The sequence below is a fragment of the Massilia atriviolacea genome, assembly GCF_003953935.1.
GTDB lineage: Bacteria > Pseudomonadota > Gammaproteobacteria > Burkholderiales > Burkholderiaceae_D > Telluria_A > Telluria_A atriviolacea.
The window spans coordinates 40721-58812 of sequence record NZ_RXLQ01000007.1; the positions used below are offsets into that span (position 1 = coordinate 40721).

The following is an 18092-nucleotide window of genomic DNA, read 5'->3' on the forward strand; positions in this document are numbered from 1 at the left end:
TACCGGCAGTGGCCGTGTTACTGACCTTATGCAACCGCCGGTTTACCCGACAGGCGTTGCAGGCGTTGCAGCGCGGTTTCGCCGGCCGTATCGTTCTGCACCGACTTGCGGATCGCATCGAGTTCCGCAGCCTGGTCGAGCGGCTTCTGGCCGATGTCGGCGACGATGCGCATGCCTTCGGCTTCGTTGCTCACTTCCTGGGCGCGGCGCGTCAGGGCGTTCAGGGCGGTCGAATTGCCGCGCATGCCGGTCAGGCCGGCCAGCTGGCTCTGGCGCTCGGCGCGCATCGCCTGCAGATCCTTCTGGGCCTGGGCCGCAGCCAGCTGCTGCAGCGCTTTCTTGGCCTGGGCGTCGAACTCGGCGAGCTGCTTGGAGAGCGCGTCGATGACCTTTTGCAGCTCGTCCATGTAGGCCTTGGCATCGGCTTCTTCCTGGATTTCTTGCGGCAGGCGGCTCTTGTTCGCTTCGAGTTCGTCGCAGAACAAGGTCACAGTCGCTTCCGAAATCTTGCCGGCGGCCAGGCGCTCGGCCAGGGTTGCCGTGGCTTTTTCGTCGTTGTCGATCAGGGCGCGCAGTTTGACCACATCCTGGTGTTCCTTTTCGAAAGAGGAACGCGCCGATGCCAGCACTTGCGCGGTGGCGCGCAGGGTGTCCGCCAGGCGGTCGCGGTCGGCTTCGGTCGCCGTTTCAGGGTCAAAATTGGCGATCGCTGACGATATACGGTCGCCCAGCACGCCGAAGTGCTTCGAAATCAAACGCGCCGTCAGTCCCCATCCACTTGCATTGCTCATCTTGAATCCCTTTCGTTGTTAAATAAAACTGCCTTTACCGCGCCGTTACTGGATAACGACCCGTTCTTGCTCCACCGGTAAGCCAATGACGAAATCGACATGGATACCGCGTTTCGAGTGATCGCCATTCACGCTGGAGAGGATCTCCGTCGTGATCAGCAAATATTCGCTGCCGCCGCCCGGCAATTCGCGCACGTACGGCATGAAATACATTTCCTGCTTGAGTCCCTTGACTCCGCCGGCATCGTCGATCCGGGTTTCGGTGCCCTTGAAGGGACTCACGAAAGCGGCATTGCGCTCGCCCGCGTCGCGCACATAATCGAGGCGGTCGCTGTCGCCGAATACCGTGGCCAGTTCGTCCGCGCTCAGGCCGACGTCGCCGAGCTGCTCGCGCCACAGGGTGTAGGTCTGGTCGCCCAGGCCATAGCCGGCACGGCCGGTGTAGGCATCCTGGTCGTCCGCCGTCTCGGGAATCACGCGCGCCAGCTGGGTGCAGTACATGATCTCGGCGACCTGGTTTTTTTCGTCGGCGTACAACTGCAAGAACTTCTCCTTGGCGTCATCGTCGCCCTTGGCCAGGTAATAGCGATACAGGCCGCCCGCCAGATTGAGCTTGATCTGCGATACCGCCTGGATCAGGGTATCGGTGTCGCGCGGCATGGCGATCAGCGAGCCGTTGGCCTGGGCCCGGATCAGCGGCGACATCTGCAGCTTGAGCATGCCGCCGATGCGCGCCCCCATGGGCAAGCCCTCGTCTTCGCGCCGGACCTTGCCATCGGCGCCATGTTTGCCGGCGATGCCGCGCATATAGTCGAATGCGTTCTTCCAACCCATCTCAGTTCCTGTCAAAAGAATAGTTTGCCGTGCTTGGCGCCTTGCCGCGCCTTAAAAACTTCCATCCCAGATAAGCGATCCAGCCCAGCACCGACAGAATCACCAGCCACACGAAGGTGCGCAGCATCGATGCGCCGAGCGAGCGTTCCGGCGCTGCCTGCACCGCGCCGGCGGGGCCGGGCATGCTGGCGCTGCTGCCCGGTGCGCTGCCGGTCATGCCGCTGTTGCTGGTATTGCCCGGATAGCCGCTGCCCGCATGCGAATTGGACATCGAGCGGCCCAGCAGGAAACCGAGGATCGCATTGCCCATCCCGTTGTTATTATTCTGCGGGACGATAATCGGCGCCGGCATCGAATTGCCGTTGTACTGGCCATTCCGGTTACCGCTGTACTGCCCACTATTGCCATACTGCCCACTATTGCCATACTGCCCCGCCCCCTGCGATCCGTACTGGCCGCCCGGCTGGATCGGCGGCACCGGCCGGATGTCGCGCGGCGCATTCGCCGCCTGCTCGGCCGCGCGGCGCGCTTCCAGGGTGCGCAAGGCGTTCGCCTCGGCGCTGCTCTTGTTCAAGCGCTGCGACAGCACCGAATCCGACTTTTGCTGCGCGCCGCTGTCTTGCCGGGCCGGCGCCCCGCCAAAGGAGCCGAAACCGCCGAACGATCCCTTCTTCTCCGCCTTGCCCGACTCCGCACTGCCGCCCTGCGACCAGGCCGAACCCGACTTTTGCGGCGCCGGCTCCGAAGAACGGCTGCCGAAGGAGCCAAACGACGTGTTCTTCGACGATGTTGACCGATTGCTACTTGTAGGACTGGATTTTTGGGAGGAAAATCCACTCTTGAACGAGCTCGAACCTGAGCTCGACCGCGAACTCGAACTGGACGACGGCTTCGCCGCGGCCGTGACGGTGGTCGCGGCGGGTAGCAGCAGCGCCAGCAGCAACATGATCTGGGTTGACTTCATTTTTCGTAGGCCGGGTTGAAGGTTGAAAGAAGCATAACAGCACATAGTCTGCCAATGCACCGGTAAAAACAGGCAAGATTCACCATGACTCGTAAATATCTGGACATGAACCAGCACGATGCGCTGTACAGCGTGGCGCGCCGCTATCCGGGCGGCCTGGAGATGCTGGCCAAGGACATCGGCATTTCCGCCAATGTCCTGCGCAACAAGCTCTCGCCCACCATTTCATCACATTACCCCTCGTTCGAGGAAGTTTCCGTCATCGTCGAGCATTGCCACAAGGCCGGGGTGCAGGAAGCGATGATGCCGCTGCATGCCCTGCTGAACCGGCACGGCATGGCCGCCTTCATCGTGCCGCAGCCGGAACAGGTGGGCCGCGACGACCTGTCGCAGACGGTGTGCCGGGTCATGAGCGAAGTCGGGGCCGTGGCCGAGGCCGTGTCTGAGGCGCTGATGGATGGCGTGGTCACCAGCGCCGAAGCGGACCTGATCGAGCGCGAATTTCATTCCGCTTTGTCGGCCTTGGGTGAATGGCGCGCGCGCTTGCGCATGCGGACCGGCGCGACCTGAGGTCGCGGCCTGGCCGGCGGCCTAGCGCGCCGGCGGCGGCGGTGCGGACGGCTTGAGCGAACGCAGGAACAGGCCGAGTCCGCCGATCGCCAGCACCAGGATGCAGATCAGTTCGAAGGCCGACATGGTGCGCAGGCTCATGTTGACCGAGGAAATCACGCCGAAGACCAGCGCCGCGAACGAGCACAGGGCGATCAGCCAGCCGAGGTAATTCCTGGAATTGTAGAACACCATGCCGATGCCGATCATCATCGGAATCATCACCATCCCGCCGCTGATCCCGTAGCCGGAGCCGACGCTGAACAAGCGCGAGCTGAAACCGAAATTCGAGCTGACCACGATTCCGTTAAGCAGTAAATAGAAGCCCCCGCACATCATGATCAGGCCGAGAAAAAACTGGCCCGTGCCGCCGCTGGTGCCACCTGCTCCATTCATGTGCAAATCTCCGCTGTTCAAATAATGTCGACACTATAACAAAAAGTAATTGCGGTAAACATATCCACTGAATGGGAAGATGAAACAAGGTGTTGCCGGACGGCTTATGTCTGTTCTCCGCTACACCAGCGCGGGAACCGGTTCGCTGACCACCACGCGGTTGCGGCCCTGGCGCTTGGCCTGGTACAGGGCCTGGTCGGCGGCGCGCAGCAGGGCTGCGGCATTGTCGCCGGCGCAGGGCAGGCCGATGGTCACGCCCACGCTCACGCTCAGGCTGCCCAGCTCGCTGTCGAGATGCGCGATCCGCAGCGCCGCCACCGCCGCCGCCAGCGCCTCGCCCATGGCCCGCAATTCGCCGGGGACCGGGTCGTACCACACCACGGCGAATTCCTCGCCGCCGTAGCGCGCGGTCAGGTCGAGCGGGCGGCGCGCCTGGGCGGCGATGACATCGGCGACGGCTTTCAGGGCGGCGTCGCCGGGCGCGTGTCCGTAGCGGTCGTTATAACGCTTGAAATAATCGATATCGATCATGGCGATCGCCACCGCCTGGCGGTCGCGCAGGGCCTGGCGCCAGATGCGCTCCAGATGGATATTCAGGGTGCGCCGGTTGGACAGTCCGGTCAGGCCGTCGAGGGCCGCCAGTTCATGCAGCAGGGTATTGACCAGGAAGGTGGTGCGGATGCTGTGTTCCAGGAAGTAGGCGCCGTACGCGCCCACCCCATTGGCCGCGCACATGAACACGATCTGGTACAGGCGCGCGCGGGGATCGGTTTGCAGCCAGAATTCCATGATCACGAAGGCGCACAAGGTCACCACATTGACCAGCAGCGCGCGGCGCCATGTGAGGCCGGCGATCAGGTACACGAACAAGGCCACCAGCAGGATGCCCTCGTACGGGATCTGGTAGCCGACAGCGAGCGCGCTGCCGATCACCGCGACGGTACTCAGTCCGATGACCAGGGCGGCCGCGAAGACCGCCGTTCCCAGATGCGCACGCCAGACGGCGCGGTAGCTGGCCAGCAGCACCACGATCAGACTCGGGATAATCAGCGCGAGGCGGATGCTGACCGTGCGCGCCGACACGTACGCCGGCAAGGTGGCCAGGTCGAGGATCACAAACAGCAGGAACAGGACGATGCACATATACGTCACCAGGCGCACGCGCGCCACATGCCCCTGCAGATAGAATGCGCGGAATTGCTGTTCCAGCTCGTCGTCGAAACGCAGCCAGCGATATCCCTGCTCCAGAGCGCGCCGGTGCGGCGACAGGCTGGCGTTATTGAGTAACTCCGGATCGATTTTCAGCATGGGCGGCGCGGAAGATGAGTTGAGGCGGCCAGCCCATCATACGCGTGAGCGTGCGCGCACAGCGCATGGCTTGCATGCATGTCGTTATCCGCGTGCGCGTGGAGATACAGGCCGGTCCGGGCTATGATGAATCATCTCAATCAAGCGGAAAGCAAGGACCATGAAAATCGCCATTTTCAGCACCCAGCCCTACGACCGGCGCTTTCTGGACGAAGCGCTGGCGGCGCGCGATGCGGGCCGGGATATCGAACTGGTGTACCAGGAAGCGGCGCTGGCGCTGCACACGGTGGCGCTGGCGCAGGGCTGCGACGCGGTATGCGCTTTCGTCAACGACCGGCTCGATGCGCCGGTACTGGAAGCACTGCACCGATTGGGCGTGCGCGCGCTGCTGATGCGTTGCGCGGGGTTTAACAACGTCGATATCGAGGCCGCGCAGCGGCTGGGATTTTTCGTCGCGCGCGTGCCGGCCTATTCGCCGGAAGCGGTGGCCGAACATACGCTGGCGCTGATCCTGACGCTCAACCGCAACACGCACCGCGCGTATGCGCGTGTCCGCGAGGGAAATTTTTCGCTCGATGGACTGCTGGGCAGCAATCTGCACGGAAAGACCGCCGGGGTGGTCGGGACCGGCAAGATCGGGCTGGCCACGGCGCGCATCCTGAAGGGCTTCGGCTGCCGCGTACTCGGGCACGATCCGTATCCGGCGCCCGAATTCGACGCGCTGGGGACGCTGGTGGACTTGCCGGCCTTGCTGGCGGAATCGGACATCGTTTCGCTGCATTGTCCGCTGCTCGATGCGACCCGGCACATGATCAACCGCGACAGCCTGGCGCGCATGAAGCGCGGAGCGATGCTGGTCAATACCTCGCGCGGCGCGCTGATCGATACGCCGGCCGTGATCGAGGCCCTCAAATCGCGCCAGCTGGGCTTCCTGGCGATCGACGTGTACGAGCAGGAAGCGTCGCTGTTCTTCCACGACCGCTCGGGCGATATCATCGAGGACGATGTGTTCCAGCGCTTGATGACCTTTCCGAACGTGCTGGTCACAGGGCACCAGGGTTTCTTTACGGTGGAGGCGATGCGCGAGATTGCGGAGGTGACGTTGGGGAATATCGAGTGTTTTATTGGAGGCATACATTGTGCTAATAGAATCGCTCCTTGAGCCCATCCTGTCGGCACAAGCCGGAGACCGTACATGACTGGAATAATCAGCTCCTAATGACACTGTGATGGTTGGGCGAGCGGAGCAAGCCTTCCGCGATGCCTTTGAGCGCCTCAAATCGAATCAGCCACTTCGGCTGGCGAAAGGCACTTTGATGTCCCAGAATAACGTTGCCAAGGACACTGGCTGCGATCCGTCTGCCCTCAACAAATCGCGCTATCCAGCCCTGATAGCCGAAAGACAACCTGGCTCCACGATCACCCTGTTGTGCCAGGCAAATCGCAAGCGAAAACTATTGCCGGTCAACGGAACAAGAATCGTTCCCAGAAGTTTCGAACTGATGAAGTGACTGCATAACGCGATCACGCTATGTCCCTCTTGGTGGTGGCTGACGCCAAGATTTTGGAACTCGTTCAAGAAAACGCTCGGCTTCGCGCAAGACTGCCGTCATCGAACGTCGTCGACCTCCCGCTTCAAGGGGTACGGAAGCAGGCTGACTTGGGTTTCCCTGTAGACGGTTTTGACTGACAAATCTGCACCAGCGATCGCGTCGCCGGGAGTCTCCAGCGCCCGGGTGCGCATTAGTGACGACCTGGGGTTTGGCTCGCGCGCAGCTGTAGCGTAAACGCGCTTGTGGTTCCATTCGAAGCCCTTCACGTTATGTCATCGCCTCCCGCCAAGCTCTGTGACATTCTGAGATTTTTTCGGACCAGCAAGGTGTTATGCTGGACAGCAAATTAGCAGACTCTTGCTTCCGCAACTACGTAAAAAATGGTTGCAAGATCAATCATGCCCACTCATTTGGCGTGGTTATCCACTTTCGCTTCTATTTCCCCAAGAGATCATCGTGAAGCTGACAAAACTCCAGATTAAGAACTTCCGTTCGCTTAACAACCTAGAAGTTGATCTTGAAGAATATATATCGATAATTGTTGGCAAGAATAATTCAGGAAAGACATCGCTTCTCCTATCTCTTGAACGTTTCCTATCGGGGCCACAATCGCGCTTTGAATTTGACGACTTCAACATCGGGTTTCAGAAGCATCTAATTGAGCTCATGAAAGATAGGATACCACCGCCCGAGCCCTATCTCTTCTGCGGAATATCGTTGAGATTTTTTATAGAGTATAGCGACGACGATGATCTCGCAAACGTCGGGAATAAAGTTATCATGGACTTGGATCCGGCAAATCGATGGATTGTCTTGGATTTTCTTTACCATCTACCATCTGAAAACCTCGACATCCTGAAAAGAGACTTCGCGGCGCAACGTGACCAAAAGAAGGATCGAGCGAAAGATGCACTGACCTTTCTGCAGGAGAATTACGGACGCTACTTTAAGCTGACGCGTCGAAGCGTTCTATTCGATCATGTAGCCCAGAATGTGAAGGAAGACACATATGTCGACCTCGCCAAAGAGGACGTACGTATTGAGGACATCATTTCGTTCAAACGCATCAACGCACGACGCTCAGTGTCGAACAAGAATTCTGACCATGGTCTTTCCTCCATGTCGGCCAAAATCTACTCGGCCATGTCGGACGATGCTGGTGCCGAGGAAGTGTTTGAGACTTTCAAAGAAGCACTGGGGGATACAGACGGTAAGCTCGACAAGATTTACAGTGACCTCTTCAAAGATGTAATTGCCGACGTCCAGCGATTCGGTGGAATCCAGCAAGGGGAAACTCAGATCAAGATAAAGTCGACGTTGAGACATCGCGAATTGCTTGAGGAAAACACGACCGTCAAGTATGGACAAAGCACAGAGCCGCATTTCCTACCTGAGAGCCACAATGGATTGGGATACCTGAACCTGATTAGTATCATCTTTGAAATAAAAATCATCCTGAATGAATTCAAACGCGGAAAATTACCGAAGCCCGCTGACATCAATTTGCTATTCATTGAGGAGCCTGAGGCACATACCCACCCACAGATGCAAGCAGTCTTTATCAAGAACATAAAAAATTTGATAGGCAAATTCGTTACAAATGCCAACGGGATCACCAGGCCGTTGCAGACCTTGGTATCCACTCATTCCGCCCACATTGTTGCAGAGTCGGATTTCGATGACATTAAGTACTTTCTGAAAACTGAAAAAGGGACGTGCGCAAAAAGCCTTCGAGACTTGGATGCGCTCTATAAAACGTCTGGCAGGGGAAATCACTATACATTCCTCAAACAATATCTCACGCTTCACCGTTCCCAACTATTCTTCGCGGACAAAGCGATCTTGTTCGAGGGGGACACCGAACGGATTCTGTTACCAGCAATGATGCGAAAAAAAGATCAGTTAGATGAGATGGTCGCATGGAAGTCCGGCTCGATGGCAGCCCTTTCTTTGCTTTCGCAAAACATATCGCTAGTAGAAGTTGGCGCACACGCACAAATCTTTGAGATTTTTTTAGATTTCATCGGAGTCAAAACTCTTATCATCACTGACATAGATGCGGCGATTCACGTTCCCCGACTTGATGATAAAGGTAATCCCAAAGTTACCAAAGATAGAGAGCCCATTACAGACCTATGTACCCATCCAGTTAGCGGCGCTACACACACGACTAATCACGCACTTAAGTTCTTCTTCGGAGTTGGCGCGGAGCTACCCTACTTCGTGGGCCTTGCCACAAATCAAAAAACCGTGAGGAGACGAGACGCCAAATCGTGGGAGCCGCACGCAAATGGACTTGTTATGTGTGTTTATCAAGTTTCTGAAGCGGACGAGGATAAAAAGGACTACCACGCTCGTAGCTTTGAGGATGCGTTCTTCCATGTGAATCGTGTGTTTATGAAAACAGCGTGTGGCGATGCTGGGAACTTTAACTCAAGCACGTTTCCTAGCTTAAAAATGAAGCATCTCGAGAAATATTTAAACGGTGGGAGCTCATTCGAGATGGCATCGAACGGCATCAGCAAAAAACCATCGTTTGCGATAGAAGTCCTGCTTAACAGTGACACGATAAAGTCGATAGCGACAAACCCAGAGGGTAAGGCACAAGAGTTTGAAATTGAATTCAGTAACTGGCAAATACCTAAGTACATTGAGGAGGGACTCGCATGGGTCAAGACGGCGTAAAACTGGAACCCGAAGTCGTCGAGGTCCTTAGACACGTCCGCGACGGGAGAAATTTTTTACTAAGCGGGGGTGCAGGAAGCGGTAAGACCTACTCCCTTGCACAGGTCATCGGTGAACTCTTACGAACGGATCCGGTCGCCGCCATCGCATGTATCACGTATACGAACGCAGCGGTTAGAGAAATTGAGTCCCGAGTTTCGGATAAGCGACTTTTTGTCAGCACGATTCACGATTTCTTATGGGCGGCCATCAGTCCCTACCAGGCTGAGCTTCGCAACGTTCTAATCGAGCTGATGAAAGGAGAAGCTCCGAAAATCAATCCAGGCAGCACCGCCGTTTCGAACGGAATGCTTGAAGGTAAAGCGATCCAGTACAAGGAATATCGGATCCTGGACAAAGGATTTATCTCGCACGATGAAGTGCTTGTTCTAGCTTTTGCTTTCTTTGAACAATTCCCTAAGATCCGGAACATCTTACGTGATAAGTATAGATACATTCTCGTTGATGAATATCAGGATACGGACCCAGCTGTCATCAAAATCCTGCTTGACGCCCTCCCTCAAAGTCGACGCAAAGGAGTGTGCGGTTTCTTTGGTGACGCCATGCAATCGATCTACGACGAGGGCGTGGGAAACATCAAGAGCTACATCGACTGCGGCGTTGTAAGTGAAGTTCGAAAAGAGCAAAATCGACGCAACCCCCGACTAGTCTACGAACTCGCCAATCAATTAAGAGTTGACGGACTGGAGCAGCGCGCTTCTGACGATATCACCGCACCCAACATGAACAATGGCGTTGTTAAGCAGGGAACGATACGCCTTTACTACTCGATGGGCGAGGACGACAAAGTTAGCGCCGTTCGCAACGATCTGAATTGGGACTTTAGCGACATTCTCGAGACAAAGGAACTTAATCTCACCCACAATTTGATCGCCCCTCAAGCTGGATTCGAAGCCCTAATGGATATCTACAATGGGGACGGCGTACTGGCGTTTCGCGATCGCATCGTCAAATATATTAAGGAGTCTGGAGATATCGGCAGCTATGATGAGCAGACATTTGGGGAAGTGATCGCTGCGTTACAAAAAGATAAGACCGGTAAGGCACTCAAGTCCGTTAGCCCCACACCTTTAATGGACACCTTCATCGCCGCGCATCCTCAACTATTGGCCGAAGCGAGCAACATCAATTTTCTCGAGTTCCGTCGAATGTTTGTCAATAAGGATCAACTCGTGGATGACAAGAAGCAGAGTGAGGATGAAGTTGCCCGCAAGGGCTCACAGCGATGCAACTTCATTAATCATGTGTTTAAGATTATGACGGTTGTCCATTTATACAAGCAGCGACAGTTCAATGAATTCTTAAAGCGGACAGAGTTCCGTCTCAAGAGTGCAAGCGATAAGGCGCTTCTCAAGAAGAATATCGACGCCGTTATCGCAATGTCGGAGCGCCCAATCATTGAGACTATCGATTTTGCACATGAAAACGGGCTATGCATTAAAGATGATCGGTTCGAGGAATTTCGCATACGAAGAAGTTACTTGTTTAACCGACTGATCAAAGTTCCTTGCTCTGTCTTTCAAAAACTTTTCGAATACCTGGAGGGGCGAACTGCATACTCGACTCAGCATAAGATCAAAGGAAGCGAATTCGAGCGGGTATTGGTTGTCTTAGATGCTGGAGACTGGAGCAAGTACAATTTTAACTATCTGTTCGAGGGTAGCGGTAAAGACTCTGTTCGTGAGCGGACTCAGAAGCTGTTCTACGTGTGCTGCACGCGGGCCAAGGACTATTTGGCGGTTTACTTCCGAGATCCATCAGAGGCCTCCCTCACACAAGCAAAAGCATGGTTCGGTGACGACAACGTAATCAAAATCTAGGCGACAAGACAGCTGCGTTGGAGCAGGTCATAAAAGACTCGCGAAATTACGCTCCACGCGCCCGGAATGTAGCAATGTGCAAAGCGGAGAAAGCAAATGTCCTTCGATAGAAAGATGTGCTCCGAGTGCGTGCGAAACGGGTACCTGAGACAAGAGATCAAGGAAGAGTGGGGCAACATTAAAGCGTGCGACTATTGCGATAACACTGGGCCCACCATTGAGATTGGGGAGCTCGCACAAACGTGTGACAACGTCATCGATACATTTTTCGAGCTCTCTAGAATGACCAACGCCGTATTGAATTGGGGAGAGATCCGGACGGTGATGAACGAATTGGCCTGCTCAAAAAATTGACAGGAGTTGATGGTGCCGCGTTAGACAGTTGGGGCCTCAATGCCATTTCTTTACTGCAGCTGAATTCCGGATTTGAACATCTACGCCAACGACCACTACAATGGACTAAAACGCGAAAGCCGTCCATGAAAAACCGGTCAACTATGGACAGCTCATGGTTCGCTGCGCCGCCCTGAATACCCGAGAAATTCGCTGTCCACACCATTGCAATTAACCTGTGTCGGGCGGTCTGCTGATACAGCGCATGCTCAGATAGTTGCACCAAGGCCCCAGGCGCGCTTCGTAGTACGACACGCCGCCATCGACCGTCTTCAGGCTGAAGCCGAAAACAATACCGGTGAAATAGCGCATGCTGCCATCCTTGCGCACCAGCTGAACGCACAGCATTTTTCCTTGCAGGCTTTTGAGCGGGATCGTCGGTACATCCGAGAGCAGCTCGACCATGTACTCGAAGGGGCGGGACAGCCCTTCCGACGCCTCGATCGCGTTGACCAGCAACTGCGCGGCTGGCCCATCGCCGTGCGGGAACGACAGCCGCAGGAGGCGCTTGTGCTGGCGATCGCCGATCAGGTCGCGCAGGCTGTCCGGCGCTTCGCTCATGCCGGCGCCCTCCCACACGCGAGGTCACGGAGCGGGCTGCGGCAGGACAGGACGGCGGCGGATGACATGAGGATCCCGAAAAATTGAACGATCGGTGAATGCGGATGTCTGACTGTATGCGCCGCATGTCATCGCTCGGATGATCGGGAACAAAGTTTCTATGTGGAATTTAAATTTGCCTGCCATGCGTGTCGGCAGGCATCGAACGGGAGGGGATCAGTGCGATAAATACGACAGACAAGGGAAACGCCAAGGGATAGCGCAGGCGGGACTGGGAAGACGGTCAGTCCAGCAGGGCCGAGCAATGCCCGGACCGAAGGCATGGATCGAGGGTGTCGGCCGGGCCGGCACCCTCCCCCTGCGCAGCGCTGCCCGCCGCGCCTGGGCGTACGGGCAATCGACGCCTTAGCGCTTGCCGGCGTTCTGCTCGTTGGCCTCGCCCACCACCGGCGGCTTGACGCCAGCGGCCGGGGCCGGCGTTTTGGCGCCCACCTTGGCCGCGCCATGCCCTGCGCCATGGGCCGCACCGGCAGGCGAGGTGTGATCGTTCGCTTCGCCGGTGACCGGGGCCTTGCCGCCTTTGGCGCCACCCCGGGTGCCTGCCAGGTCGGTGGCCGCGTGCAGGTGCTGTTCGACTGTGGGCAGCATCTTGGCGGCCAGCGCCTTGACGTCCGGATCCTTGGCCTTGGCTTCGAATTTTTTCAGCGCCGCGTGCACGGCCTTGTGGTCGCCCACGCCGGCCTGGGCCATGTAGGCCTTGTCGAAGGCATCGCCATTGAGTTTGCCCAGCTTGGCGGCCATGGCTTTGTGCTTGCTGTCGAGCTCGGTTGGAAGCGTGACACCCTTGCTTTGCGCCAGTTGCGTCACGTCGCCCAGGGCCTTGGTGTGGTCGTCGATCATTTGCTGGGCGAAGGCCTTCACTTGCGCATTCTGGCTATTGGTCAGCGCCAGTTTGCCGGCCTCGATCTCGGCCATGTTGGCGCGCGCCATGTCGGCCACGATGGTCTGGTCGGCCTTGTTCAGCGCGCTCGCTGCGGGCGTATCCATGGTCGCCTTGGCATTCTGTGCGTAGCTGCTGGCCGGCATGGCGAAGGTTGCGGCAAGGGCGACGCCGAGTGCGCATTGCATGACATTCTTTTTGAGCATGGGGATCTCCTTGAGTGAAAAATGGTGCCATTGAAACAAGGGCACGGCGCAGCCAGTCTAGCCGCGCACGTCATTTCCCAGCGCCCGGTAGCCGTCACGCAAGCTTACTTTCTGGCTGGCGACGAATTGCTGCGGGCGCCATGTTCGCAAGGAGACAAAGGGAGGCATTGCTCCGCAATGGCGGCGCGCCGACCCGGGCGTGCGCCAGCGCGCAGCCCGCCGGGCGGCAGGCCGCTCCTTGCTGGCGAGGTCAGATGCCGACCACGCTCTGGATGCAGGAATACAGCGTTTCCCATTCGAAGGGTTTGAAAATGTAGGCGTCGGCGCCGGCCTTCAAGCCTTTCATCACCTGGTCGTCGGAGACTTCCGACGTCACCATCACCACCGGCGCCTTGGCCCAGCCCGGGTTGCGGCGGATGGCGCTCAGGAGGTCGAAGCCATCGGTGCCGGGCAATCCCGGCAAGACGATGTCGAGCAGCACCAGATCGGGCGCCATCGCGGTGTGCACCACTTCCAGCGCATCGTTCATATCGCCTGCCGTATGCACGGTGAAGCCCTTCTCGCTCAGCAGCACCACCAGCAGTTCCGACAGTTCCTCGTCGTCCTCGACCACCAGGGCGGTGAGCGCATGTTTGCTCGCTCCCAATTGCGCCTTGTTTCCGTACGAATAGAAGCCGGTATTTTTCAGTTCCTTCGCGCCACGCCGCGCCTGGGCCCAGGCTTCCACGCTTTCCTGCGGGCTCAGCTCGGTCACTTCGAGGGTGGGCAGGGTTTCGGAAAAATCGAGGCCGTCATCGTGCGCGGCCACCCGCTGCTGGGCGGCCGGCAGGCTTTGCTGGGCGCCGCCGAACACGCGCACCAGGCCCAGTTTGGTGAGCGCGTCGAGTTCGCTGACGATCTTGTCGAGGTGCATCCCGCCGAGGGCGAGAAAATCGCGCACGCTCGAGCGCCCGTTAATCATCGATAGCACCCGGGCCGCATCGCGGGACAGGTTCTTGCACCCGTTTTTCAGCTCCGTCATGCCCTTGGAAGTCTTGCTGTAGATCGTCGATGTGTCCATGGTTTCCTTTTCCTGCCCGATAAGTCCTTACGCCGCCGGTGCGGGCGGCGTCATGTGTGCAAGCGCTGCCAGGTCGGCGCCGATGTCATTCAGATTCTCGATGCTGCAATCGTTTTGGGCAAGCAGCGTTTTGATTTTTTCTTCGATGCGGCGCGCCGCCAGTCCCATCTCCGGCGCGCCGAAGGTGCCGGCCGCGCCGCCCAGCGAATGCAGCAGGCGGTACAGTTCCTGCCAATGCGCGCTGTCGCTCATATCGCCGCGGCACAGCGCATACGCCGCATCCATCTGTTCGAAGCGGGCCGGCAAGCGTGTGCGGAATCCCTGCGCCAGCAAGGCCAGCCTGGCTTGCAGGTCGCCCGGCGCGCTCATGTCATGGCCTCGTCCCACAATGCCTTCACCTGCACGGGCAGCTGCATCGGGTCGAAGGGCTTGGCGATCACCCCGATGGCGCCCAGCGAGCGGTAATGCGCCACTTCGCCGGCCTGCACCTTGGCGGTCATGAAAATGACCGGCGTGCTTCCGGTATTGGGCAGCTTGCGCAATTCGGCCAAGGTGGTCGGCCCGTCCATCCCCGGCATCATGACGTCGAGCAGCAGCAGGTCCGGCCTGCATTCGGCCGCCGCCTGCAGCGCTTCGCGCCCGGAACTGCAGGTGCGCAGGGTGAATCCGCCGACCATTTCGAGCGCCATCTGGGCGACGGTCTGGATATCGGGGTCGTCTTCGACGTACAGCAGCAGCGAGAGCTCGGGCATGACAAGGGTCCTGGTAAAAGGCGACTAGGGCGCCGGCGCCGCGAGCGGCAGTTCAAAGAAAAATTCGGTGCGCACGCCGCATTCGCTGACGAAATCGATGCGGCCGCGGTGCCGTTCGATGATGGCTTTCGAGATATTCAGGCCGAGGCCGGTGCCGCCTTTCGGGCGGCTGTCCGAGCCGTCGGCCTGGGCGAATTTTTGAAAGATGCGGTCGCGGAACTCGACCGGAATCCCGGGCCCGTGATCGGTCACCGACAGGCGCGCATATCCCGGCAGGCGCACCAGCCGCACCTCGACCACGCCGCCGGCCGGCGCGAACTTGGCGGCGTTCGAGAGCAGGTTGACGATCACCTGGATCAGGCGGTCGGAATCGGCGGCGATCATCAGTTCGCCGCTATCGGAGCGCAGGTCGAAACTGACCCGGAACGGCGAGGCAAAGGCGTGGGTGGCGGCGATGGCTTGTTCCACCAGCGGCAGCAAGGGCTGCACCAGCGGCTCGAAACGCATGTTCCCGGATTCGATTTTCTCGACATCGAGAATATCGTTGATCAGGCGTACCAGGCGGTCGCAATTCTTGCTGGCGATATCGAGCAGCACCTTGGCGCGCACCGGTATCTCGCCGGCGGCGCCGCCCGCCAGCAGGCCGAGCGAGCCCTTGATGGAGGTCATCGGGGTTCGCAGTTCGTGCGAGACCGTGGACACGAATTCGTTCTTCATGTTCTCCATCTTCTTGCGTTCGCTGATGTCCTGGGCGATGCCGACAAAGCCGGACAGCGCATTCTCGTCATCCCACACGGCGGAAATGGACAGCATCACCGGCAGGCGGCTGCCATCCTTGCGGATATACGTCCATTCCGCCTCGTCGGGAATGCGCTCGCGCGCCTTGGCGATGAACATCTCGGGCCCGGGCCGGATCGGGCGCCCCAGTTCGAGCGAGAGCGCATGCACGCGCGCTTCCAGCTCGGCCGGGTCGTGCAGCACCAGCAGCGAGGCCTGGGTGCGCATCTCGGCTTCGGAATAGCCGAGCATGCGCTGGGCGCCGTCGTTGAACATGATCACCTGGCCATGCGCATTGACGTAAATGATGGCGTAGTTATTGCTGTTCAAAATCGCCTGCTGCAGGCTGAGCGTTTCCGCCAGGCGCCGGTTCAGGCGTTTCATTTCGTCGGCATTGCGGCGCCGCGCCGAAATATCGCGTACCAGGCCGGTAAATGCGCGGCGCCCGTTGATATGCATCTCGCTGACCACCAGGTTGGCCGGAAAACGGGTGCCGTCGCTGCGCTGCCCGAATACCTGGCGGTTGATGCGCGCGGTCTCGCCCATGCCGTCGCGCGCCAGCGCATGCACATAGCTGGCGACGGCGGCGCGGTAATGGCGCGCCACCAGCACGTCGAACGGGGCGCCGATGACCTGGTCGGGCCGGTAGGCGAACAGGCGCTGCGCCTCGGGATTGAAGGTTTCGACCAGGCCGTCGTCGTCGATGGTGATGATGGCGTCGCCCGCGTGTTCCACGATCGCCCGCAGGCGCGCTTCCTTTTCGCGGCTGACCAGGGTGGCCTGCCTGATCGTGTACACATTCAGTTCGAGTTCGGCCCATTGCGCCAGGTCGCACAGGGCCGCGATCTCGTCGTCGGAAAAACTGCGCGGCACGCGGTCGATCAGGCACAGGGTGCCGACCAGGGCGCCGTTATCGGCGCGCAGGGGAATGCCGGCGTAAAAACGGATATGCGGGGCGCCGGTCACCAGCGGATTATCGGCAAAGCGCGGGTCGCGCGCCGCGTCCGGAATGATGAAGGGGAAATTGCGCAGGATCGCGTGGCCGCAGAACGAGACATTGCGCGGCGTTTGCGGGGCGTCCAGCCCGATGCGCGACTTGAACCACTGGCGCTCGCTGTCGACCAGGGTGACCAGCGCGATCGGACAGCCGAAGGCGCGCTGGGCGGTGCGCGTGATGCGGTCGAAGCGTTCCTCGGGCAGCGTGTCGAGGATATTCAGGCCGCACAAGGCGGCCATGCGCTCGCTTTCGTCGGCAGGGACTGGGGCATCAAGCAAGGTCGTCGTTTCCAGGTAGGGCGCCCGCCCCCGGACAATCCGGCCGGGGTCTTCAATCCAGGTCTGGCGCGGTCCCGCCGCTATCGTCCGTTCACGCTGCAGATAGCTATCGGTAATGATCAAATATACCCGATTCTCTGCGCCCGTGGTGTCGCTTACGGGACGCGCCAGGGGCGCCGGTCCGACTTTGCCGCACGCTGTGTTGTGTTTCCGTCAGGAAGTTATTTATTAGTGAATGCTGATCGATTTATTATATTATCGGCACAGCTTGCAGACGCCGGCCCCTGATAAAAACGACTAGACGAAGGAATTACCATGAACATCACCTCCAAAGCATTGTTCTTTGCTTCATGCCTGTTTGGTGCGGTATTGTTACAAGGCTGCGGCTCCACCAAAATCAAGGCTTCCTCGGCCAGCAATCCGCCGCCATCCGAAGCGTTTTCGGCGTTCGGCCGGATCGAAGTCAGGCCGGTGGTGTTCGGACCCGATGTCAAGGCCGATCCGGATGGGCTGAACAAGATCGAAGCGAATATCCAGAAGGATCTGTCGGCCTCGCTGCTGGAATGGAATGCGCGCCCGGCCAACGGCCGCACCCTGGTGATCCAGCCGGTCATTGAACAGATGAGCTTCAAGCGCGGCGCCAAGCGCGTGCTGCTGGGCCCTCTGGCGGGCAGTTCGGGCGTGCTGTTGCGCCTCAAGATTGCCGATAACAGAGGCCGCGTGGTCGCCAATCCGGAATTCTTCCAGCGTGCCGGCGCGATGTCGGCCGGCTTCACCCTCGGCGTGCACGACAACCTGATGCTCACCCGCGTGGCCAACCTCGCGAGCAACTATGTGATCGGCAACTACCGCCGCGCCGAAGGCGGCCCGACCGGTGCCGACAGCAAGGCCATCGAACCGTAATCGCGCGCTTTGTCGAGCGAGCACAGGCGGCCCCGCGAGGGCCGCTTTTCTTTGGCCGCCGTACCGACACGTTGTTTGATCCAGTCGGCCCGGCGGCGGGCGGCGCGGGGGGACACTAGCGCCATGGCGGAGTAGCAAAATGGCAATGCACCAGCTTGCAACGCTGGGGAAGCCGGTTCGATTCCGGCATCCGCCTGCAGCCTTC

Annotated in this window: 17 protein-coding genes and 1 tRNA gene; 7 read left to right on the forward strand and 11 right to left on the reverse strand. The window is 58.8% G+C overall.

Annotated features, from left to right (window positions below; genetic code table 11):
* Positions 1-26: 26 nt before the first annotated feature.
* From EJB06_RS14280 to EJB06_RS14290, 3 genes are read right to left on the reverse strand one after another with little or no spacing between them, the layout of a single operon-like run.
* On the reverse strand, positions 27-791 hold the full coding sequence (locus EJB06_RS14280; RefSeq protein WP_126074714.1) for a hypothetical protein: 765 nt from the start codon (positions 789-791) through the stop codon (positions 27-29).
* A gap of 45 nt (positions 792-836) precedes the next feature.
* Positions 837-1625, reverse strand: a complete 789-nt coding sequence (locus tag EJB06_RS14285; RefSeq protein WP_164557918.1) for a DUF2491 family protein — start codon at positions 1623-1625, stop codon at positions 837-839.
* Between the two features lies 1 nt (position 1626).
* Positions 1627-2199: a hypothetical protein gene (locus EJB06_RS14290; protein WP_126074715.1), complete on the reverse strand. Its 573-nt coding sequence runs from the start codon at positions 2197-2199 to the stop codon at positions 1627-1629.
* Between EJB06_RS14290 and EJB06_RS14295 the strand changes: the two genes are divergently transcribed.
* Complete coding sequence (locus tag EJB06_RS14295) at positions 2192-2608, forward strand: hypothetical protein (protein WP_126074716.1); 417 nt, start codon at positions 2192-2194, stop codon at positions 2606-2608. The genes EJB06_RS14290 and EJB06_RS14295 overlap by 8 nt on opposite strands.
* Before the next feature lie 65 nt (positions 2609-2673).
* Entirely contained in the window at positions 2674-3159 is a 486-nt protein-coding gene (locus tag EJB06_RS14300; RefSeq protein WP_126074717.1) for a phage regulatory CII family protein, read from the forward strand.
* A 21-nt stretch (positions 3160-3180) separates the two neighbouring features.
* Here EJB06_RS14300 and EJB06_RS14305 read toward each other — a convergent pair whose 3' ends face one another.
* Complete coding sequence (locus EJB06_RS14305; protein WP_126074718.1) at positions 3181-3594, reverse strand: hypothetical protein; 414 nt, start codon at positions 3592-3594, stop codon at positions 3181-3183.
* A gap of 120 nt (positions 3595-3714) precedes the next feature.
* Positions 3715-4902, reverse strand: coding sequence for a GGDEF domain-containing protein (locus EJB06_RS14310; RefSeq protein WP_126074719.1), 1188 nt, complete (start codon positions 4900-4902; stop codon positions 3715-3717).
* Between the two features lie 160 nt (positions 4903-5062).
* Here EJB06_RS14310 and EJB06_RS14315 point away from each other — a divergent pair, with 160 nt between their 5' ends.
* The 3 genes from EJB06_RS14315 (at position 5063) to EJB06_RS14330 (ending at position 11020) form a co-directional block, all read left to right on the forward strand.
* Positions 5063-6064, forward strand: coding sequence for a 2-hydroxyacid dehydrogenase (locus EJB06_RS14315; RefSeq protein WP_126074720.1), 1002 nt, complete (start codon positions 5063-5065; stop codon positions 6062-6064).
* A gap of 847 nt (positions 6065-6911) precedes the next feature.
* Positions 6912-9140, forward strand: a complete 2229-nt coding sequence (locus EJB06_RS14325) for an AAA family ATPase (protein ID WP_164557919.1) — start codon at positions 6912-6914, stop codon at positions 9138-9140.
* A complete protein-coding gene (locus EJB06_RS14330; RefSeq protein ID WP_126074722.1) occupies positions 9122-11020 on the forward strand; it encodes a UvrD-helicase domain-containing protein in 1899 nt (632 codons plus the stop codon). Before EJB06_RS14325 ends, EJB06_RS14330 begins: the two co-directional genes overlap by 19 nt.
* 564 nt (positions 11021-11584) lie before the next feature.
* Here EJB06_RS14330 and EJB06_RS14335 read toward each other — a convergent pair.
* From EJB06_RS14335 to EJB06_RS14360, 6 genes are all read right to left on the reverse strand, one after another.
* On the reverse strand, positions 11585-11974 hold the full coding sequence (locus tag EJB06_RS14335) for a contractile injection system protein, VgrG/Pvc8 family (protein ID WP_126074723.1): 390 nt from the start codon (positions 11972-11974) through the stop codon (positions 11585-11587).
* 405 nt (positions 11975-12379) lie between these two features.
* Positions 12380-13120 carry a DUF4142 domain-containing protein gene (locus EJB06_RS14340; RefSeq protein WP_126074724.1) on the reverse strand — a complete coding sequence of 247 codons (741 nt, stop codon included), beginning with the start codon at positions 13118-13120 and terminating at the stop codon, positions 12380-12382.
* A gap of 250 nt (positions 13121-13370) precedes the next feature.
* Positions 13371-14180: a response regulator gene (locus EJB06_RS14345; RefSeq protein WP_126074725.1), complete on the reverse strand. Its 810-nt coding sequence runs from the start codon at positions 14178-14180 to the stop codon at positions 13371-13373.
* 27 nt (positions 14181-14207) lie between these two features.
* Positions 14208-14549: an Hpt domain-containing protein gene (locus tag EJB06_RS14350; RefSeq protein WP_126074726.1), complete on the reverse strand. Its 342-nt coding sequence runs from the start codon at positions 14547-14549 to the stop codon at positions 14208-14210.
* Positions 14546-14932: a response regulator gene (locus EJB06_RS14355; RefSeq protein WP_126074727.1), complete on the reverse strand. Its 387-nt coding sequence runs from the start codon at positions 14930-14932 to the stop codon at positions 14546-14548. The genes EJB06_RS14350 and EJB06_RS14355 overlap by 4 nt, the downstream gene beginning before the upstream one ends.
* Positions 14933-14956: 24 nt before the next feature.
* On the reverse strand, positions 14957-16984 hold the full coding sequence (locus EJB06_RS14360; protein ID WP_126074728.1) for a PAS domain S-box protein: 2028 nt from the start codon (positions 16982-16984) through the stop codon (positions 14957-14959).
* A 315-nt stretch (positions 16985-17299) separates the two neighbouring features.
* Between EJB06_RS14360 and EJB06_RS14365 the strand changes: the two genes are divergently transcribed.
* Positions 17300-17887 carry a hypothetical protein gene (locus EJB06_RS14365; RefSeq protein ID WP_126074729.1) on the forward strand — a complete coding sequence of 196 codons (588 nt, stop codon included), beginning with the start codon at positions 17300-17302 and terminating at the stop codon, positions 17885-17887.
* Between the two features lie 125 nt (positions 17888-18012).
* Positions 18013-18083, forward strand: a tRNA-Cys gene (locus EJB06_RS14370).
* Positions 18084-18092 lie beyond the last annotated feature (9 nt).

What these genes read in the sequence shown, in the direction of transcription:
- EJB06_RS14345 (WP_126074725.1), bottom strand. Translation starts at nt 14,180, where the DNA reads ATGGACACATCGACGATCTACAGCAAGACTTCCAAGGGCATGACGGAG.
- EJB06_RS14330 (WP_126074722.1), top strand. Translation starts at nt 9,122, where the DNA reads ATGGGTCAAGACGGCGTAAAACTGGAACCCGAAGTCGTCGAGGTCCTT.
- EJB06_RS14355 (WP_126074727.1), bottom strand. Translation starts at nt 14,932, where the DNA reads ATGCCCGAGCTCTCGCTGCTGCTGTACGTCGAAGACGACCCCGATATC.
- EJB06_RS14335 (WP_126074723.1), bottom strand. Translation starts at nt 11,974, where the DNA reads ATGAGCGAAGCGCCGGACAGCCTGCGCGACCTGATCGGCGATCGCCAG.
- EJB06_RS14310 (WP_126074719.1), bottom strand. Translation starts at nt 4,902, where the DNA reads ATGCTGAAAATCGATCCGGAGTTACTCAATAACGCCAGCCTGTCGCCG.
- EJB06_RS14340 (WP_126074724.1), bottom strand. Translation starts at nt 13,120, where the DNA reads ATGCTCAAAAAGAATGTCATGCAATGCGCACTCGGCGTCGCCCTTGCC.
- EJB06_RS14305 (WP_126074718.1), bottom strand. Translation starts at nt 3,594, where the DNA reads ATGAATGGAGCAGGTGGCACCAGCGGCGGCACGGGCCAGTTTTTTCTC.
- EJB06_RS14300 (WP_126074717.1), top strand. Translation starts at nt 2,674, where the DNA reads ATGACTCGTAAATATCTGGACATGAACCAGCACGATGCGCTGTACAGC.
- EJB06_RS14350 (WP_126074726.1), bottom strand. Translation starts at nt 14,549, where the DNA reads ATGAGCGCGCCGGGCGACCTGCAAGCCAGGCTGGCCTTGCTGGCGCAG.
- EJB06_RS14285 (WP_164557918.1), bottom strand. Translation starts at nt 1,625, where the DNA reads ATGGGTTGGAAGAACGCATTCGACTATATGCGCGGCATCGCCGGCAAA.
- EJB06_RS14365 (WP_126074729.1), top strand. Translation starts at nt 17,300, where the DNA reads ATGAACATCACCTCCAAAGCATTGTTCTTTGCTTCATGCCTGTTTGGT.
- EJB06_RS14315 (WP_126074720.1), top strand. Translation starts at nt 5,063, where the DNA reads ATGAAAATCGCCATTTTCAGCACCCAGCCCTACGACCGGCGCTTTCTG.
- EJB06_RS14280 (WP_126074714.1), bottom strand. Translation starts at nt 791, where the DNA reads ATGAGCAATGCAAGTGGATGGGGACTGACGGCGCGTTTGATTTCGAAG.